This window comes from Paenalicyclobacillus macrosporangiidus, assembly GCF_900116805.1.
GTDB classification, from domain to species: Bacteria; Bacillota; Bacilli; order Alicyclobacillales; family Alicyclobacillaceae; genus Alicyclobacillus_H; species Alicyclobacillus_H macrosporangiidus.
On record NZ_FPBV01000008.1, the window covers coordinates 1 to 13,712 of the forward strand.

Here is a 13,712-nt window from a genome sequence, read left to right on the forward strand (position 1 = left end):
CCTAATGGGGGCCATATTGCAGGAGCAGCATGAGGAGTGGATGGTATCTCGACGCTACTTCAGCCTGGAGTCTATGGCGAGACTGAAGCCAGACCAAACGCTACTGGCCGCAGAGGCAGTGCTGCAGAAATAGCAACGAGGAGGTGGGCGTGTATGCCACACGCAAACCTTGGCTTTGTCCCCTAAGTGCTCAAATTCGACCGGCAGGGGCGACGTCAAGGGCGTCCGACAGGACGAGCGCAGCGCCCCTTGACGGAGCGACGACGGTCGATATAATCCCCCCAACGGGGCAAAGCCAGCGACGTCACAAATTAGACACAAACGGTGAAATTACACCACTTGACGGGACACTACCCACGTCGTGTCGGACATGCTGTTTATCTGTGCGTCGCTCATCACATTCCTTGCACACACCAAGTGGGTGATCGATACCGTCCAGTCTGGTGAATCCTGTCGTGAAAATGCGGCCCATATCATCCGCATCTCGAAAGCGACGACATAAAATGCAGTACGCTGTAGCCATTGATCATCCCGCCTTCGGCGTTTTGTAACGGGACAACAATGCACTATATATGGAACCTCGCCATTGGAGTTTTATACCTACTTGGACTTCACGACCGCTCGTATCATCTGTGCTGGATGTCTCTCCACCAGGGATTCAGGTTGGTATTTCCGGCAAATCTCTTCACCCCGCTGAATCAGTCTTTGAATCAGGTCTTGTCGAGCACGCCACGGCAGGATCGCGGTTTTTTCTTCAAACAAATTTGTTACTTCTACGAAAAATTCAACAACTGTTTGAGGTGAAGTGTAATGTATTTCATGTTCGAATTCATCAAGACGAATGATTTCAAACAATGACTTCATCGCTGCCGGCACCGTATCAGAATCTGGCAATACATCCGGATGGCTTGCTTTAGATTCTAGGCTCAACAACGGCTCGAACCACTCTAAAAAGAAATCGCTCCGTACAGGAAAATGTAACGGATAGAACGTACTAAATGTCCCGCCCGGCTTTAAGACCCGTGCTATTTCACGTAATGCCTCATGAATGTTGGTTAGGTGCAAGAAGCCACATCCAGTCACGCTGTCAAACATGTTATCGGGAAAGGGAAGACGTTCAGCCTGAGCACGTACCACATGCACCCACTCTGCATGGTAATCATCACGTTTTCGCCTCACGGTTGACAGCATGCCGGTTGAGGGATCGGTTACCACTAAATAACCGTTTGGACCAACTGCTTGAAATAGACCCGCGTCAAAAGTGTACGCCCCTGTACCACATCCCAATTCCAGTACATGTGAGCCTGCTTGGATTTCACTTAACTCAAGTAACGATTTTCTAATACTAGCTGAACTAGGAATCAAGATATTTGTAAGAGATTCTACATCCTCTAAGTTGTTGAAGTTATTGAGCCGAACCAACCGGGAGCGGAATTTTAGGAAACCGGATTCGACAAACACACGCGTGATGGATTGCAGCACTTCATTTCCGTAATGTGTAAGTTCGACAAAGCCATCGCGCACAGTCACCAGTCGTGACGCCACTGCCTGTTTAAACTCGCTTGTTAAAGTATTGGTCCCCCAAGGACGATGGATATCGCCTTGAAGAAAGTCATTGACGTGTATTGATCCGTAATAGTGAAGAACTTGAAGGTCCTCGTACATGTTCGTGAGCAAGTAAAACGTTACGAAATCTTTCAGGCCAACTTTTTCAACGAAGTTTTCCGTCAACCGCTGTGCTACGCTCACCATTTCTTCTGTAACCGTTAAAGTACCCAATTCTAGATGACACAAATATACAGCCGTACTCGAGACTGCCTCACGGCAAGCCTCGGCAGCTCTCTCTACATGAATCGGCTGACCCCCAAATATATCCATCGTCCAATCAGGTCGCCAATGTTGAGCTGCAAAGTGTCTGGACCAAGTTCTTATATCCGTAAATAAAGTGAACGAGATTCGATGTTCCCCTTTTCCCCACGTCAACCAAGGCGCAATGACGATGCCGTCACGAATCATTATTCGCCCTGTTTCAATGAAAATGTCAAGATCCAGCTTGTTGATCATTGAACGACACCTCCTATTGATTAAAAATTTAGGCACATAACATGAAATTCCTGCCGGGACAGTCAGTACAAAAAGAACAACCCGCCGAAGAGGGATATTACCGGAGGAATATCCAACATGTTGAGTGTATTCAGATATGTGTTTACGTTCTGTCATAATTTTCTTGGGAACACGTTGATAAGGCTCTGCATTCTCTTCTTCCGCATCGTAAGTAACATGTACAGTCCACAACATTGTCAAGCCATTCGTAGTCACATAACATCAAGCGTTTCAGCGCGAACTGTACGGCCATCAGTATTAATTTGTCGTCGTGCACTCGCGCAGCCTGGATGCGCGCAAGGAGCACAAGATGTCAGATGTGTTGGAACGAGAACGAAAGGAGTTGGAACAAGCGGCGACAGCACTGTCCAAGACATTGTGTGGATATGAGGGACGGCTCGGTGGAAACAGAGGACTTCTGCAGGGCACACCACAGTAAACTTCATCGGATAGGAACGACGTTGAAGCCTGTTGTGAATCAAGACAAGCGAACTCGACGGGGCGGACCACGCAAGGATGAACCAGCACCTTCCGTCGTCACCCGCTGCGGAATTCAGATTGGGATTGAACCTCCAAGCAAAGACGTTTTGCTGACCTGGCGCGAGCAAGACGCGACGTTTGTCGTCATCACGAACATTCGGGACGACCAGAGATTGGCCGACGAGGCGGTTTTGAGGCTCTACAAGGAGCAAGCTGAGGTGGAGGGCCGGTTTCGTAACTGACAAGCCCGTATCACGTCGGGCCTTTCTACCTACACCGCGCCGACAGGGTGAAGACGTTTTGTGACTGATGTCACTGTTGTTATATAGTGCACTCGAGCACATCCTGTGCGAGAAAATGAATCAGGAAGAGGAACCGATCCTGCCGGGGAAACCCAAAGGTTACTGGCCGAAGGGGATATCCGTCCTAGAGATGTTTGAAGAGATGATCACAGTGCTTGCGCTATAGCGACTGTACGTGTCAAGAGCCCTTGTCAGCCACCGGAAAGGGGCTGAAAAGCCCCTGCGTTTCCAGGGCGCTCCTACGGTCATCGCACGCCAACCTCTTTTGCCAGTTCGATCTCGTCGTGAATCTCAATCCCGTGGTTTCCAATCACGGGAATCGCCGGTTTGATTTTTCTCGCTTCATCAATCGCACCAGGGTAAACGGCTTTGATTCGATAACCCCGCCGTTGATAAAATCGCAGCGCTTCCACATTGTCGTTGCTGGTTATGAGCCAGACGCTCTGGCAACCAGCCGCGCGAGCCTCATCCTCTACCGCCATGAGCAACCGCGTACCCACTCCGACACCTGGTTTTGTGGTGTTGAGGCTCATGAGTTCGCATCCGCCGTTGTCATCAAAACGGTATGTCGCCGCGCCGACAGGCTCGCCACGGACCTTGACGATGAGGGATGCCAGGTCGACAAGCCGATAGACGTGACCACGGCTGACCATGACGTCACCTCCCCATTCGGAATTCCACAGGTCTTGGAGCCAGAGGATGTCGTCTTGTTCCTGTGGATGCAGTACTTCCCATTGTGCGCCTTTGTTCGTTATTTGGCCTCCCGTCCCCGTTCCGTGTGCTGGAGCAAGCGAACAATAAGATGGCCGCCGTTAGACAACACTTTCCCATCGGTGGCAGGCAGCCCGGTGTCGTTGAAACCCATCTCTCGAGCTGGCCCCGAACTCCACCATTCATTGTATCGGACGGCCTCATCGGACTGCCACCAGCGCCGCGATGTCGCCGAAGCTCCCCCCTGTCCAACTGGATTTGAAGACCAAGCGGGGCGCTGCAACGCCTCCGCACGTCGGGAGCATGAAAAAACCGTCGGACGAGTTCGGGTGAAATCTCCGCACCGATTGGACGCCTTGCTTTCACGACATTCGAGACGTTGTACCATACATGATAGGACAAATCCTCGGTGCAATTCTTGCGGCATCGTCCGTGTTTAGCAGAGAATCCATGCCAGAGCAATCCGTGTGTCGCCTGCGCACCACGGACGTTCGTGTGAGGGGGCTGTTCAAACTGTACAACCGCATTTTTCTTGTTGAAGACGACGCTGCCCTTGCGTCGTATCTCAAGCAGCAGTTGGAGCGGTTTGGATACGAGGTGCACGTCGCCGAGGAACTGCGCAACGTGGCGGAGGAAGCGAGACGGGTTCAACCCGACCTCATCTTGCTGGACATCAATCTTCCATACTACGATGGCTTTTACTGGTGCCGGCAAATTCGCTCGTTTTCCAAGACGCCCATCATCTTCCTGTCCGCACGGGACGGGTCCATGGACCAAGTGTACGCGTTGGACAGCGGCGGTGACGAATACATCACAAAACCGTTCCATCCGGACGTGTTGATGGCCAAGATTCGCGCGTTGCTGCGGAGAACGTACGGGGAGTACGCGGAGATTCCTCGACTGGGCGAGGCGGTCAGTGACACGGTTGTCATCGGTCACGTGAAGATTGACCTCAGAAAACTCGTCGTGGAGTCGGACGAGAGAACCGAATCTCTGACGAAGACGGAAGGGACGTTGCTGCGGGAACTGCTCGCGGCCAACGGACAGGTGGTCGCCCGAGACACCCTCTTGGAGACCATCTGGGACGACGCTGAATTTGTGGACGACAACACGTTGACCGTGAATGTCGCACGGCTGCGCCGCAAGTTGGGGTCGTTCGGCCTGGGCGGCGCCATTGTCACGGTCCGCGGATTGGGATACCGGCTGGATTGGCGTGGAGGGCAATCGGGATGACATTCTGGGCATTTCTGCGGGATCAGTGGCGGGTGATTGCGTTCTTCCTCGCCGGCACGGGGTTGATGTGGCTCGTCTGCTGGTTTGCCGCGATGGAACAGGGCGTGGTGTTGCGGTGGTCGCTCGAACTGTACGCGCTGTCGCTGGCATGGTTTGCGCTCCTCCTGTATGTCCTCGTCGAATACCTGCTGCGGCGTCCGTTCTATCAGGACATGAGGACCCGTCTGAACGGGGAACTGTCCTTGCAGTCCGGAGACGTTCCGCTGCGGGCGATCACGCACGAGCAGCGGCGGTTCAATGAACTCCTGAAACGTTATCACAGGGCCTACAGTGCTCAGATCGCCGCGTTGGAAGAACGCCAGAACTTCTTCGAAACGTTCACCGTGCGCTTTGTGCACCAAATGAAGACCCCTGTGACGGTCCTGCAGTTGTTGGAACAGGAACTGCGCCAGGGGCCGGGAGACCGGCAGTCAGGTAACCCTAAGCGGGCATTGACCAACGCGCAGCTCGACACGCTGGACGAAGAGTGCCGCCGGTTGGAAGCGTCCATCAACGCGATGCTGTACACGTCGCGCCTGACCGCATTCTCGTTCGACGCCAGGATGGAGCGGCTGGACGTCGTGAGGCTGATTCGGGACGTGGTGAACCACCATAAAAGCGCGTGGATCCGCCGCAAGTTGTACCCGCGGTTGGAAGCTCCCCCTCATGCAGTCTGGGTCGTATCGGACCGCAAGTGGCTGTCGTTCATGGTCGATCAGATCATCCGCAACGCCCTGCAGTACGGCGTCAAGGTGGACGAGCATGGCCAAACCCTTCCGTCCTCCTTCGAAATTCGGGTATCCGAGGAACAGCACACGGTCCGGTTGGCGTTTCGGGACGAGGGCATCGGCATCCCGGAGCGGGACATTCGCCACGTGTTTCGGCCGTTCTACACGGGCGAGAACGGGCGCACGCACTCGAGGGCGACAGGCATGGGATTGTACCTGGTCAAGGAGGCGGCGGATCGGCTGGGCCATGAGGTGGAGATCTCCTCCGAGGTCGGCCGAGGGACCACCGTCGTGTTCCGGATCCGCGTTGCCGACTACTACCGCCCCGCGATGACGGGAACGGCATCCAACGACGGCGGCGGTCAGACGGAGTGACAAAATTGTAAGGTGGACGGGCGTGGATGTAAGGTTCGCACAAGGAACGGCGCCCCTTGTCACTGGCATACTCACGGTGACACGAAGCAACAGGAGGTATGACACCGTGAACGTACTCACGGCGAAGCGGTTGACCAAAGTGTACGGATCGAGACACGCGAGGGCCGTGACGAAGGCGCTCAACGGAATCGATCTCGAAGTCAACCGGGGGGAATTCGTGAGCATTATGGGCCCGTCGGGCAGCGGCAAGACGACGCTGCTCAACATCCTGGCGGGCATCGACCGGCCGACGAGCGGTGAACTGCGCATTCACGGACAGGAACTGGCCAAGATGCGCGCGTCCGAACTGGCGTTGTTCCGCCGCCGGCAACTCGGATTTGTATTTCAGGATTACAACCTGCTGGACAGCCTGACGGCGGCCGAAAACGTGGCGCTCCCGCTGGCGCTCGACGGCAAACGGGGGGCCGCTGTGCGAAAGAAGGTCCTCGAGATGCTCGAGTACCTGGGCATGGGCGAATACGCCGACCGGTATCCGTATGAGCTGTCCGGCGGTCAGCAACAGCGCATCGCCGTGGCTCGAGCGGTCGTGCACCAACCCGCCTTGGTCCTCGCGGATGAGCCGACGGGAAACCTCGATTCGGCGTCCGCAAAGGCTCTGCTTGAGGTTTTTGCCAAACTGCACCGCGAGCAGGAGTCGACCATCCTCATGGTGACGCACGACCCGTTCGCCGCCAGCTACAGCAAGCGGGTCGTCTTCATCAAGGATGGCCAGGTCTTCTCGCATTTGGATGCCCCCAGCTCCCGCAGCCAGTTTTTCCAGGAAATCTTGCAAGCTCTGGCGGTATTGGAGGGGACGAGCTATGACATGGCGCCGACTCGCATGTAAGAACCTCCTCCACAACGCCAGGAGGTACCTGGGATACATGGCGTCGAGCACCTGCGCAGTCCTGGTGTTTTTCATGTTCTCCAGCTTCACCCTCAATCCTCATGTGAAACAGGGGTACATGACCGCCCGCGCCAGGTACGTGCTCGGCGGATGTGAGTACATCATCCTGTTCTTTGCCGTCTTCTTCATCCTGTTTTTCCATGCGGCGCTCATTCGCATGCGGAGCCGCGAGTTCGCGCTGTTTCGGGTGCTCGGAATGACCCCGGGGCAAGTGTGGCGAACCGTGTTTGCGGAAAGCATCGTCACCGGCCTGGCGGCCATCGCGGCGGGCATCGCGCTCGGGACGGTGTTTCTCAAGCTCTTCCTGATGGCCATGGGCGCGCTCTTGAACTTGCCTGTATCCATTCCGTTCGCGCTGCCCGCCCAGTCCGTTTTGCTCACGGTGGCGCTCTTCGGGGCCGTGTTCGTCCTCGAGGGATTCATCACCGCCGCACGCACCGCCCTGCACACGCCGAAGAGCCTGATGCTGGCCGAAAGGGCGCGGCAGAGGGCGGACAAGGCGTCGTGGTGGCTGGTCGCGCTGGGCATAGCTTCCATCGCCATCGCCTACGATCTCGCCATCGCGCACAGCCTGAACATCATCGTCAACTTCTTTCCCATCATCGGGTTGACGGCACTCGGCACCTATCTTCTCTTCACGCAAATTTCCGTCAAGGTCCTGGGCGCGTTGCGGAGACGGCCCCTGCACGGCGTGTCGCTGCTGGTCGTCGCCCGGTTCGCGCACCGCGTGAGGGACAACGCGCTCGTGCTGACGGTCGTCACGCTGTTGTCCGCCACGGTGCTGAGCGGAATGGGGGCGGTGTTTGGCCTGAAGTCCTTGGTCCACCAAAACTCGACCCAGGTCGATCCGTTTCCCGTCATGCTCATTCGACCGCAAGCCGGTGCTTTTCCGTTGACGGCGAACGACGTCAGTCGCCAATTGGCAGCGTCCGGGACACCCGTGGCCGGCCAGGTCACGTTTTCCGTCGCGGCTGTCCGCGCGGAGGAGGCGGGCCAGGCGGGATCGCAGCCGGTGCACATCACCGTGGTCTCCGCCTCGACGTTTGAACGGGTTCGCCAGCATTTGATGGACGCAGAGCCTGAAACGCGGAGCTTTCTCACGGACGCTCCACCGGCGCCGGGCTCAGGGCGCGCCAATGTCTTCGTCAACTATCCGCTGGTCTTGCAAAAACCCTTGTTTTCCACGAATCAGATTCGTGTGCTCGATGTCCCGGAGATGTCCTTTCATCTGAACGGGCAATACGACGCCCGCATCCTGAACGAACAAATGGGCAGGGTTTCAGACTTTGTGCTGGAAGTGTCGGATGCGGATTACGCAAAGCTGACCGACGCCCTGCCCGAAACGGCGAAATACGAGATCACCGGGTTTGACGTGCCCGACTGGAAACACGCGCTGGTGGCCACGTCAGCCCTGCAAAATCGCCTGAATGCGGGTCAAAAGCCGTTTTTGACGGCGCGTGCCGACGTCGATTCGGAGGTGACCCAGACGCTGGCGACCATGATCTTCGCCGGATTCTTCGTCAGCGTCCTGTTCCTGCTGGCCTGCGCGACGGTCCTCTACTTCCGGCTGCAGTGGCAGATGGCTACCGACAAGCGGCAGTTTTCCAGCCTGCTGCGGATCGGCATGCGGGATCGGGAAGTGCACAAGACCTTGACGCGGGAACTGCTCCTCCTCTTCTTCGCACCGGTCGTGGTCGGATTGGTGCACAGCACGGTGGCCATGGTGGACTTCTCGCACCTGATTGCCGTTAAGGGAAACCCGTGGCCGGTGTTTGTCGTCGTCGCTGGGATCTACATCGCACTGACCGCGTTCTACTTTGCCGTGGCGCGCATTCGCTACGCCCGTCAGGTTCTGCCGTAGCGGTGCCCGCTGTCCCCCGGGGGCCGTCCCCTCCTCGAAGCCGTCGTGGCCATCCCGGCCGTTCCGGCAGGAGGGACCGGCCCCTTCTCGTACGACCGCCGCAGGCGTTGACCTCAGCCGTTATGCAACGGGATACGGAGCGTCTGCCCCGGATAGATCTGCGCCGAGGGAAGGTGGTTCGCCTCCAGGATGGACCGCACCACCACGCGATAATCGTCGGCGGGATCGAACCGCCGGGCCAATTCGTACAGGGTGTCCCCCGGTGCCACCTGGACACGCGTCCATGCGTCCGCACGCAGCCGGCTGTGCGGCACCACCGCCATCGCCGCGGTTGCAAAGCACAGGGCACCGACCAGGACCGCCAACACCTTCAGATACGAGGACGAGCGCACAGGACATCCCTCCGGGCCGAGTGTCGGGCGGTGCATCCGCCCTTCTCCCCATCACCCTATGCTCGTCCGCCCCAGCTTCAGACCTGAATCACGCTACGTCCCCGTCCACGTGTCCGTTCGGACCGCGTTGGGAGACAGACTCCTGTCCTCCCGGCGCGTCAACATGGGCGAGACGACGCGCAGATGCGGCTCATCGCGCTTGCCGCACACGCCGAGCGGGTGATCCACGCCCGCTACCCGTACGAATCCGGTCCGGAACGTGTATACCATGTCCCGCTCATCCATCCAGGATCTGCACACCATACAATAGGCCAACGCCATGTCCATCGTCTCCCACATTTCCATCTTGTTAAAGGATTCGGTCATCGATGGAAGATTGCGAGGGTGCGCCGGTGGGCCGCGTGGTTGCCACAGCGTATGGGGTCGGGCCATGGCCGGGGTGGGAGATATGCCCGGTGGTTCAGGCTTCCTTTCGCTCCTGCTGCCACTGCAGCGCCTTCTGCGCTTCGGTGAACGCGTTGGCACTCTGGAAGAGCGCCGACCGGGCCGCAGCGTCCGCCTCCCGTTGCATGGCCTGCAAGGCCGCCTCAATGTCCTGCTCGCTCACCCCCGGAATCCGGCTGGCAATGTAGAAGGCCAGGGCCTTCTTCTGATCCGCGGACAGACTGTCGAGCGTCTGCCCGAAGGCGTGGAGCCCCACCAGGGCGACCCGGCCCAGTTCCGCGCGGAGCACCGCGTCGACCGCAGGCGCTGTCGCCGGGGTGCCGGACGGCGCCGCCACGCCCCCCGTGCCGGACAAACGACCCGGTCCGCCGACACTGCCGCCCCCCGCTCCAGCGGCCGCACCGCCACCCCCACTGGCCCCGGACTGGAAGATGGGCGCACCGGAAACGTCCTTGGCCAACTTCCCGACATCTTCAATCAACGTGGCTCCGTCGTGCTCCAGCCACTGGATGGTCTTGCTCAACAGCGGCCACCGGCGGTTGAGCCCAAACAGGCCAGCCAACACGGTGACAGCCGTGCCGAGGATGGTCAACAGGTCGTTCCACACCGACACGTTCATGACGCTCACCCTCCGTTGAATTTCAAGGTGTTGTACAGGCGCAGCAGCGCCGTCGCTAACTCGCCGCGGGTCACCGGCCGCTCCGGATGAAACGCGCCGCCGGGGTCGTTGGTCATCAATCCGTGCTGCAAGGAGAAGGTGATGGCCGCAGCCAGCGGATCGGTCGGCGCGACGTCTGTCGCAGGCGGCTTCGGGAGGACGAAATTCCACCCGCCCCCCGGCAGCGGCTGCGCCTGGATGTTCGGCGCCAGAGCCGTCCAGGGGATGTAAGTGGCCCCGTCGTAAAGGACCCCCTGCACGTTCACCCCGTCGATGTTCATCATCCCGGTGTACCGCCCGTTTTCCGTCACCAGGTGATACGGCGTGCCCAACAGGTCGAGGGCCGTGTACAACACGTACGTCGATCCGTTGACCACAATCGCCGCCATGTCCTTTCCTTCCACCTCTGCGTGAATCGCGGGATACAGCGCCACCGTCCACCACCCCGGATCGCGATAGATGTTGTCGATGTCCACGTCCATCCCCGCCAATACCGTGTCGACCTCAATCTGGTACACATCCGCCTTGGCGGACAGCTCCCCGCGCGACCAGGCGATGGTCTGCCAGTAGTGATCCGCCGACACCGAGTGGATGACGAGGAGGCCTCCGTACACGCCGAGGCGATAGGCGCCGGCGAGGCCTTCCCGCACGCCGTCCAGGTACGCCGAGATGGCCGGGAGATCGGCGGGCGCGGCGTCGTAATCCACGGTGAAGTAGATGGTGCTCCCGCCCGGCTGCCCGACCCATCGCGCTTCCTCCACCGCCTGCCGGGCGTCGCTCACCCCCTGCGCGCGAGTGAAGTAGCCCGCGCGAGTGGGGTTGGATTCCCAGATGCTGAAGATCTTCAAGCCAGCATCGGTGATGGCGCGCGCTTCCGCCGGCGTGATGGCTTTCGCCCACCCGTGCGTCTTGCGGCCGAGGTACCGCCCCACCGCCGCGATGCCCTGACGCTGCAATGCCCGGGCCTGTGCGCCGGACAGCGAGACGGTGGTGTCGACCGCCCTTGCGATCACGTTCACACAATCCCTCCTCGCCGTCATTCCCTGTCCCCTCGTTCCCGCGGGGGAACACCCCATTGTATGAAGGCCGCCCGACCGCCGCCCCCGCGCGCACGACGGCCTTGCGCCCCCCAAACGCTCGATGCCACGGACATGCCCCTCCGGAGGACACGAGGGCAAAAAAAAAAAAAAAAAGCGGGCACCGCCCGCCAAGCCTCCTTCGGCGCACCCCCGAGGGTGCGCCGCCTGAGGCTCAAAGGGTGTGGCCGCGTTTCGCCGCCTGCACCCGGTCGACGAGCGCTCGCACGCGCGTCGTCACCGCTTCCCATCGGCCCGCCGCGACGTCGGCGGGATCGACCAAGGCGCTGCCCATTCCCACCGCGGGTGCACCGGCGCGGATGTAGTCCGGCGCGTTGTCGGGCGTGATCCCGCCCGTCGGCAGGAACGCCACACCGCGGAACGGCCCCAGCAGGTCCTTCAGATACGCCGGTCCGAGCGGTCCTGCGGGGAACAGTTTCAGCACCTGCGCGCCCGCGCGCCGGGCCTGGACGATCTCGGTGGGCGTCGTGACCCCCGGGATGAACGGGGCCCCGAGGCGGTCGGCACGCGCCAACAAGGCCACGTCCAAGTGCGGGCTCAACAGGAAGTCGGCGCCCGCCTCGACGGCGCGATCCACCTGTTCCGGCTCCATCAACGTGCCGGCGCCGACCAACAGGTCGGCTCCGGCCGCGTCGCGGATGGCCCGGATGGTCTCGTACGCCCCGTCCGAGTCCACTGTCAGCTCCACCGCCCGGACGCCGCCTTTCACCACCGCTTCCACCAAGGGTTGAATGTGCTGACGGTCGACCCGCCGGAAGATGGCCACCACACCGCCCTCGCACAATCGCTCCAGGACTGGATTCATTTCGCCTCTCCTCCCGCATGCGCCTCCATCCACGCCCGCAGGGCGGGACGGGGGCCGTGCTCTCGGATCGATTGTACCGCAGCGGCGACCCGTTGGGTGAAACCGGGCAGGGCGTTGAGATCGACGCCCCAGACGTCCTGCAGAGCCAGCATTCCCGCGACCGCATCGTGCAGGCCCGCCTGCGCCTCGGCACGCCAGGCGTCCCGCAGGGCGCGCTGTGCGTGCGGATCGTTCTCCGCCGCCTCGCCCGCCGCCCCGGGCAGGAAGCCGAGGAGCAGGAACGCCCACGCCAGGGACAGCCAGGGCGGGGCATCGCCGTGCGCCTGCGCGTGCCGCAGGAGGGCCGGCACCAGCCGGACCTTCGCCTTCGCCAGGGCGTGTTGTTGGATGGCGCGGAGTTCGTGGCGGATAAACGGATTCCGGAAGCGCTCCAACGTCGCCGCGGCAAAGGCCTCCGCCTCCGCACGATCCCCCAACTCCGCCGCCGCGGCCGGCACCAGTTCGTCGTCCACCAGGCGGCGCAAGAACGGGCCGACATCCGCGTCCTCCACCGCTTCCCGGACGGTGGCCAGTCCACAGGCCATCGCCACCGGCGCGAGGCTCGTGTGGGCCCCGTTGAGGATGCGCACCTTGCGCACGCGGTACGGCGTGACGTCGTCCGTGTAGCGCACGTTCAGGCCGATCCGCTCGAACGGCCACAGCGCCTTCAGGCGCGCGTCGGCCTCGACCGCCCACAGGTGAAACGGCTCTCCGACGGTCAGCAGCCGGTCCTCATACCCGAGGGCGGCGACGCGTTCCGCCTCGCCGAGGTCCGTGGGGAACCCGGTGACGATGCGATCCACCAGGGTGTTGCAGAAGTGGTTGGCCGTCTGCACCCACTCCGCGAACGCCTCGCCCAGGGACCACGCCCGCGCGTGGCGCAGGACCAGGTCGCGCAACACCTGTCCGTTGTCGTCCACCAACTCACAGGGGATGACCGTGAGCCCGGCGGCGGGATCGCCCGCGAAGACCCGAAACCGGCGGTGCAGGTATGCGGTCAGCTTGGCCGGGAAGGTCGCGGGGGCCGCAGAGGTGGGACACGGCTCCGCCTCGTACCTCAGCCCCGCCTCGGTGGTGTTGGAGACCACCACCTCGATGGCCCGCTGTTCGGCGCAGGCGAGAAAGGCGGCCCAGTCGGCGTGCGGATCGATGGCCCGGCTGACGGAGGTCACCACCTCGCGTTCATCCACCAACCGGCCCTCCAGATACCCGCGCAGCCAGACCGTGTACAGGCCGTCCTGCGCGTTGAGGCGCGCGACGTTCCGGGCTCCCGTCGGCCGCGGCGCCGCGACGACCACCCGGCCCTGGAACAGCCCCTCGACATTCAGCCGGTGGAGCAGCCAGTCGACGAACCCGCGCAGAAAGTTCCCTTCGCCCACCTGCAGAACCCGCTCAGGATAGGAGAGCGCCCGCCGCGCCGCTTCCGGCACGGGGATCCGCCCGTCCTCCACCGCCTGTCGGTTCAGCAACATCCGCACATCCTCCGTTTCTCGGCTTCA

The 13,712-nt window shown here is 60.8% G+C and carries 12 protein-coding genes and 1 pseudogene; 5 read left to right on the plus strand and 8 right to left on the minus strand.

Annotation, left to right across the window (positions count from 1 at the left end; translation table 11 throughout):
- Nucleotides 1-133, plus strand: a pseudogene (locus BM357_RS19260) (IS256 family transposase); the annotation flags it as partial.
- A 467-nt stretch (nucleotides 134-600) separates the two neighbouring features.
- Here BM357_RS19260 and BM357_RS08425 read toward each other — a convergent pair.
- Together BM357_RS08425 and BM357_RS08430 are read right to left on the minus strand one after the other, a co-directional pair.
- Nucleotides 601-2,064 (minus strand): methyltransferase domain-containing protein, encoded by a 1,464-nt coding sequence (locus BM357_RS08425; protein WP_074951625.1) that lies wholly within the window; start codon nucleotides 2,062-2,064, stop codon nucleotides 601-603.
- Nucleotides 2,065-3,130: 1,066 nt separating this feature from the next.
- A complete protein-coding gene (locus BM357_RS08430) occupies nucleotides 3,131-3,538 on the minus strand; it encodes a GNAT family N-acetyltransferase (protein WP_083430315.1) in 408 nt (135 codons plus the stop codon).
- 508 nt (nucleotides 3,539-4,046) lie between these two features.
- Between BM357_RS08430 and BM357_RS08435 the strand changes: the two genes are divergently transcribed.
- The 4 genes from BM357_RS08435 (at nucleotide 4,047) to BM357_RS08450 (ending at nucleotide 8,778) form a co-directional block, all read left to right on the plus strand.
- Complete coding sequence (locus BM357_RS08435; protein WP_425426531.1) at nucleotides 4,047-4,829, plus strand: response regulator transcription factor; 783 nt, start codon at nucleotides 4,047-4,049, stop codon at nucleotides 4,827-4,829.
- Entirely contained in the window at nucleotides 4,826-5,971 is a 1,146-nt protein-coding gene (locus tag BM357_RS08440; RefSeq protein WP_074951631.1) for a sensor histidine kinase, read from the plus strand. The genes BM357_RS08435 and BM357_RS08440 overlap by 4 nt, the downstream gene beginning before the upstream one ends.
- 106 nt (nucleotides 5,972-6,077) lie before the next feature.
- On the plus strand, nucleotides 6,078-6,857 hold the full coding sequence (locus BM357_RS08445) for an ABC transporter ATP-binding protein (protein ID WP_074951634.1): 780 nt from the start codon (nucleotides 6,078-6,080) through the stop codon (nucleotides 6,855-6,857).
- 37 nt (nucleotides 6,858-6,894) lie between these two features.
- On the plus strand, nucleotides 6,895-8,778 hold the full coding sequence (locus BM357_RS08450; RefSeq protein WP_074951637.1) for an ABC transporter permease: 1,884 nt from the start codon (nucleotides 6,895-6,897) through the stop codon (nucleotides 8,776-8,778).
- A 113-nt stretch (nucleotides 8,779-8,891) separates the two neighbouring features.
- On the opposite strand, the gene BM357_RS08455 is transcribed toward BM357_RS08450, so the two are convergent.
- The 6 genes from BM357_RS08455 to BM357_RS08480 all read right to left on the minus strand — a co-directional run bounded on the left by BM357_RS08455 (nucleotide 8,892) and on the right by BM357_RS08480 (nucleotide 13,685).
- Nucleotides 8,892-9,206 carry a LysM peptidoglycan-binding domain-containing protein gene (locus BM357_RS08455; protein WP_083430317.1) on the minus strand — a complete coding sequence of 105 codons (315 nt, stop codon included), beginning with the start codon at nucleotides 9,204-9,206 and terminating at the stop codon, nucleotides 8,892-8,894.
- Nucleotides 9,207-9,263: 57 nt separating this feature from the next.
- Nucleotides 9,264-9,491 carry a hypothetical protein gene (locus BM357_RS08460; protein ID WP_139234632.1) on the minus strand — a complete coding sequence of 76 codons (228 nt, stop codon included), beginning with the start codon at nucleotides 9,489-9,491 and terminating at the stop codon, nucleotides 9,264-9,266.
- 139 nt (nucleotides 9,492-9,630) lie between these two features.
- Nucleotides 9,631-10,233, minus strand: coding sequence for a hypothetical protein (locus BM357_RS08465; protein WP_074951646.1), 603 nt, complete (start codon nucleotides 10,231-10,233; stop codon nucleotides 9,631-9,633).
- A gap of 5 nt (nucleotides 10,234-10,238) precedes the next feature.
- Nucleotides 10,239-11,291, minus strand: a complete 1,053-nt coding sequence (locus BM357_RS08470; RefSeq protein ID WP_074951649.1) for a glycoside hydrolase domain-containing protein — start codon at nucleotides 11,289-11,291, stop codon at nucleotides 10,239-10,241.
- A 232-nt stretch (nucleotides 11,292-11,523) separates the two neighbouring features.
- Entirely contained in the window at nucleotides 11,524-12,174 is a 651-nt protein-coding gene (locus BM357_RS08475; RefSeq protein ID WP_074951652.1) for a bifunctional 4-hydroxy-2-oxoglutarate aldolase/2-dehydro-3-deoxy-phosphogluconate aldolase, read from the minus strand.
- Nucleotides 12,171-13,685 (minus strand): tagaturonate reductase, encoded by a 1,515-nt coding sequence (locus BM357_RS08480; RefSeq protein ID WP_074951654.1) that lies wholly within the window; start codon nucleotides 13,683-13,685, stop codon nucleotides 12,171-12,173. The genes BM357_RS08475 and BM357_RS08480 overlap by 4 nt, the downstream gene beginning before the upstream one ends.
- Nucleotides 13,686-13,712: the final 27 nt, after the last annotated feature.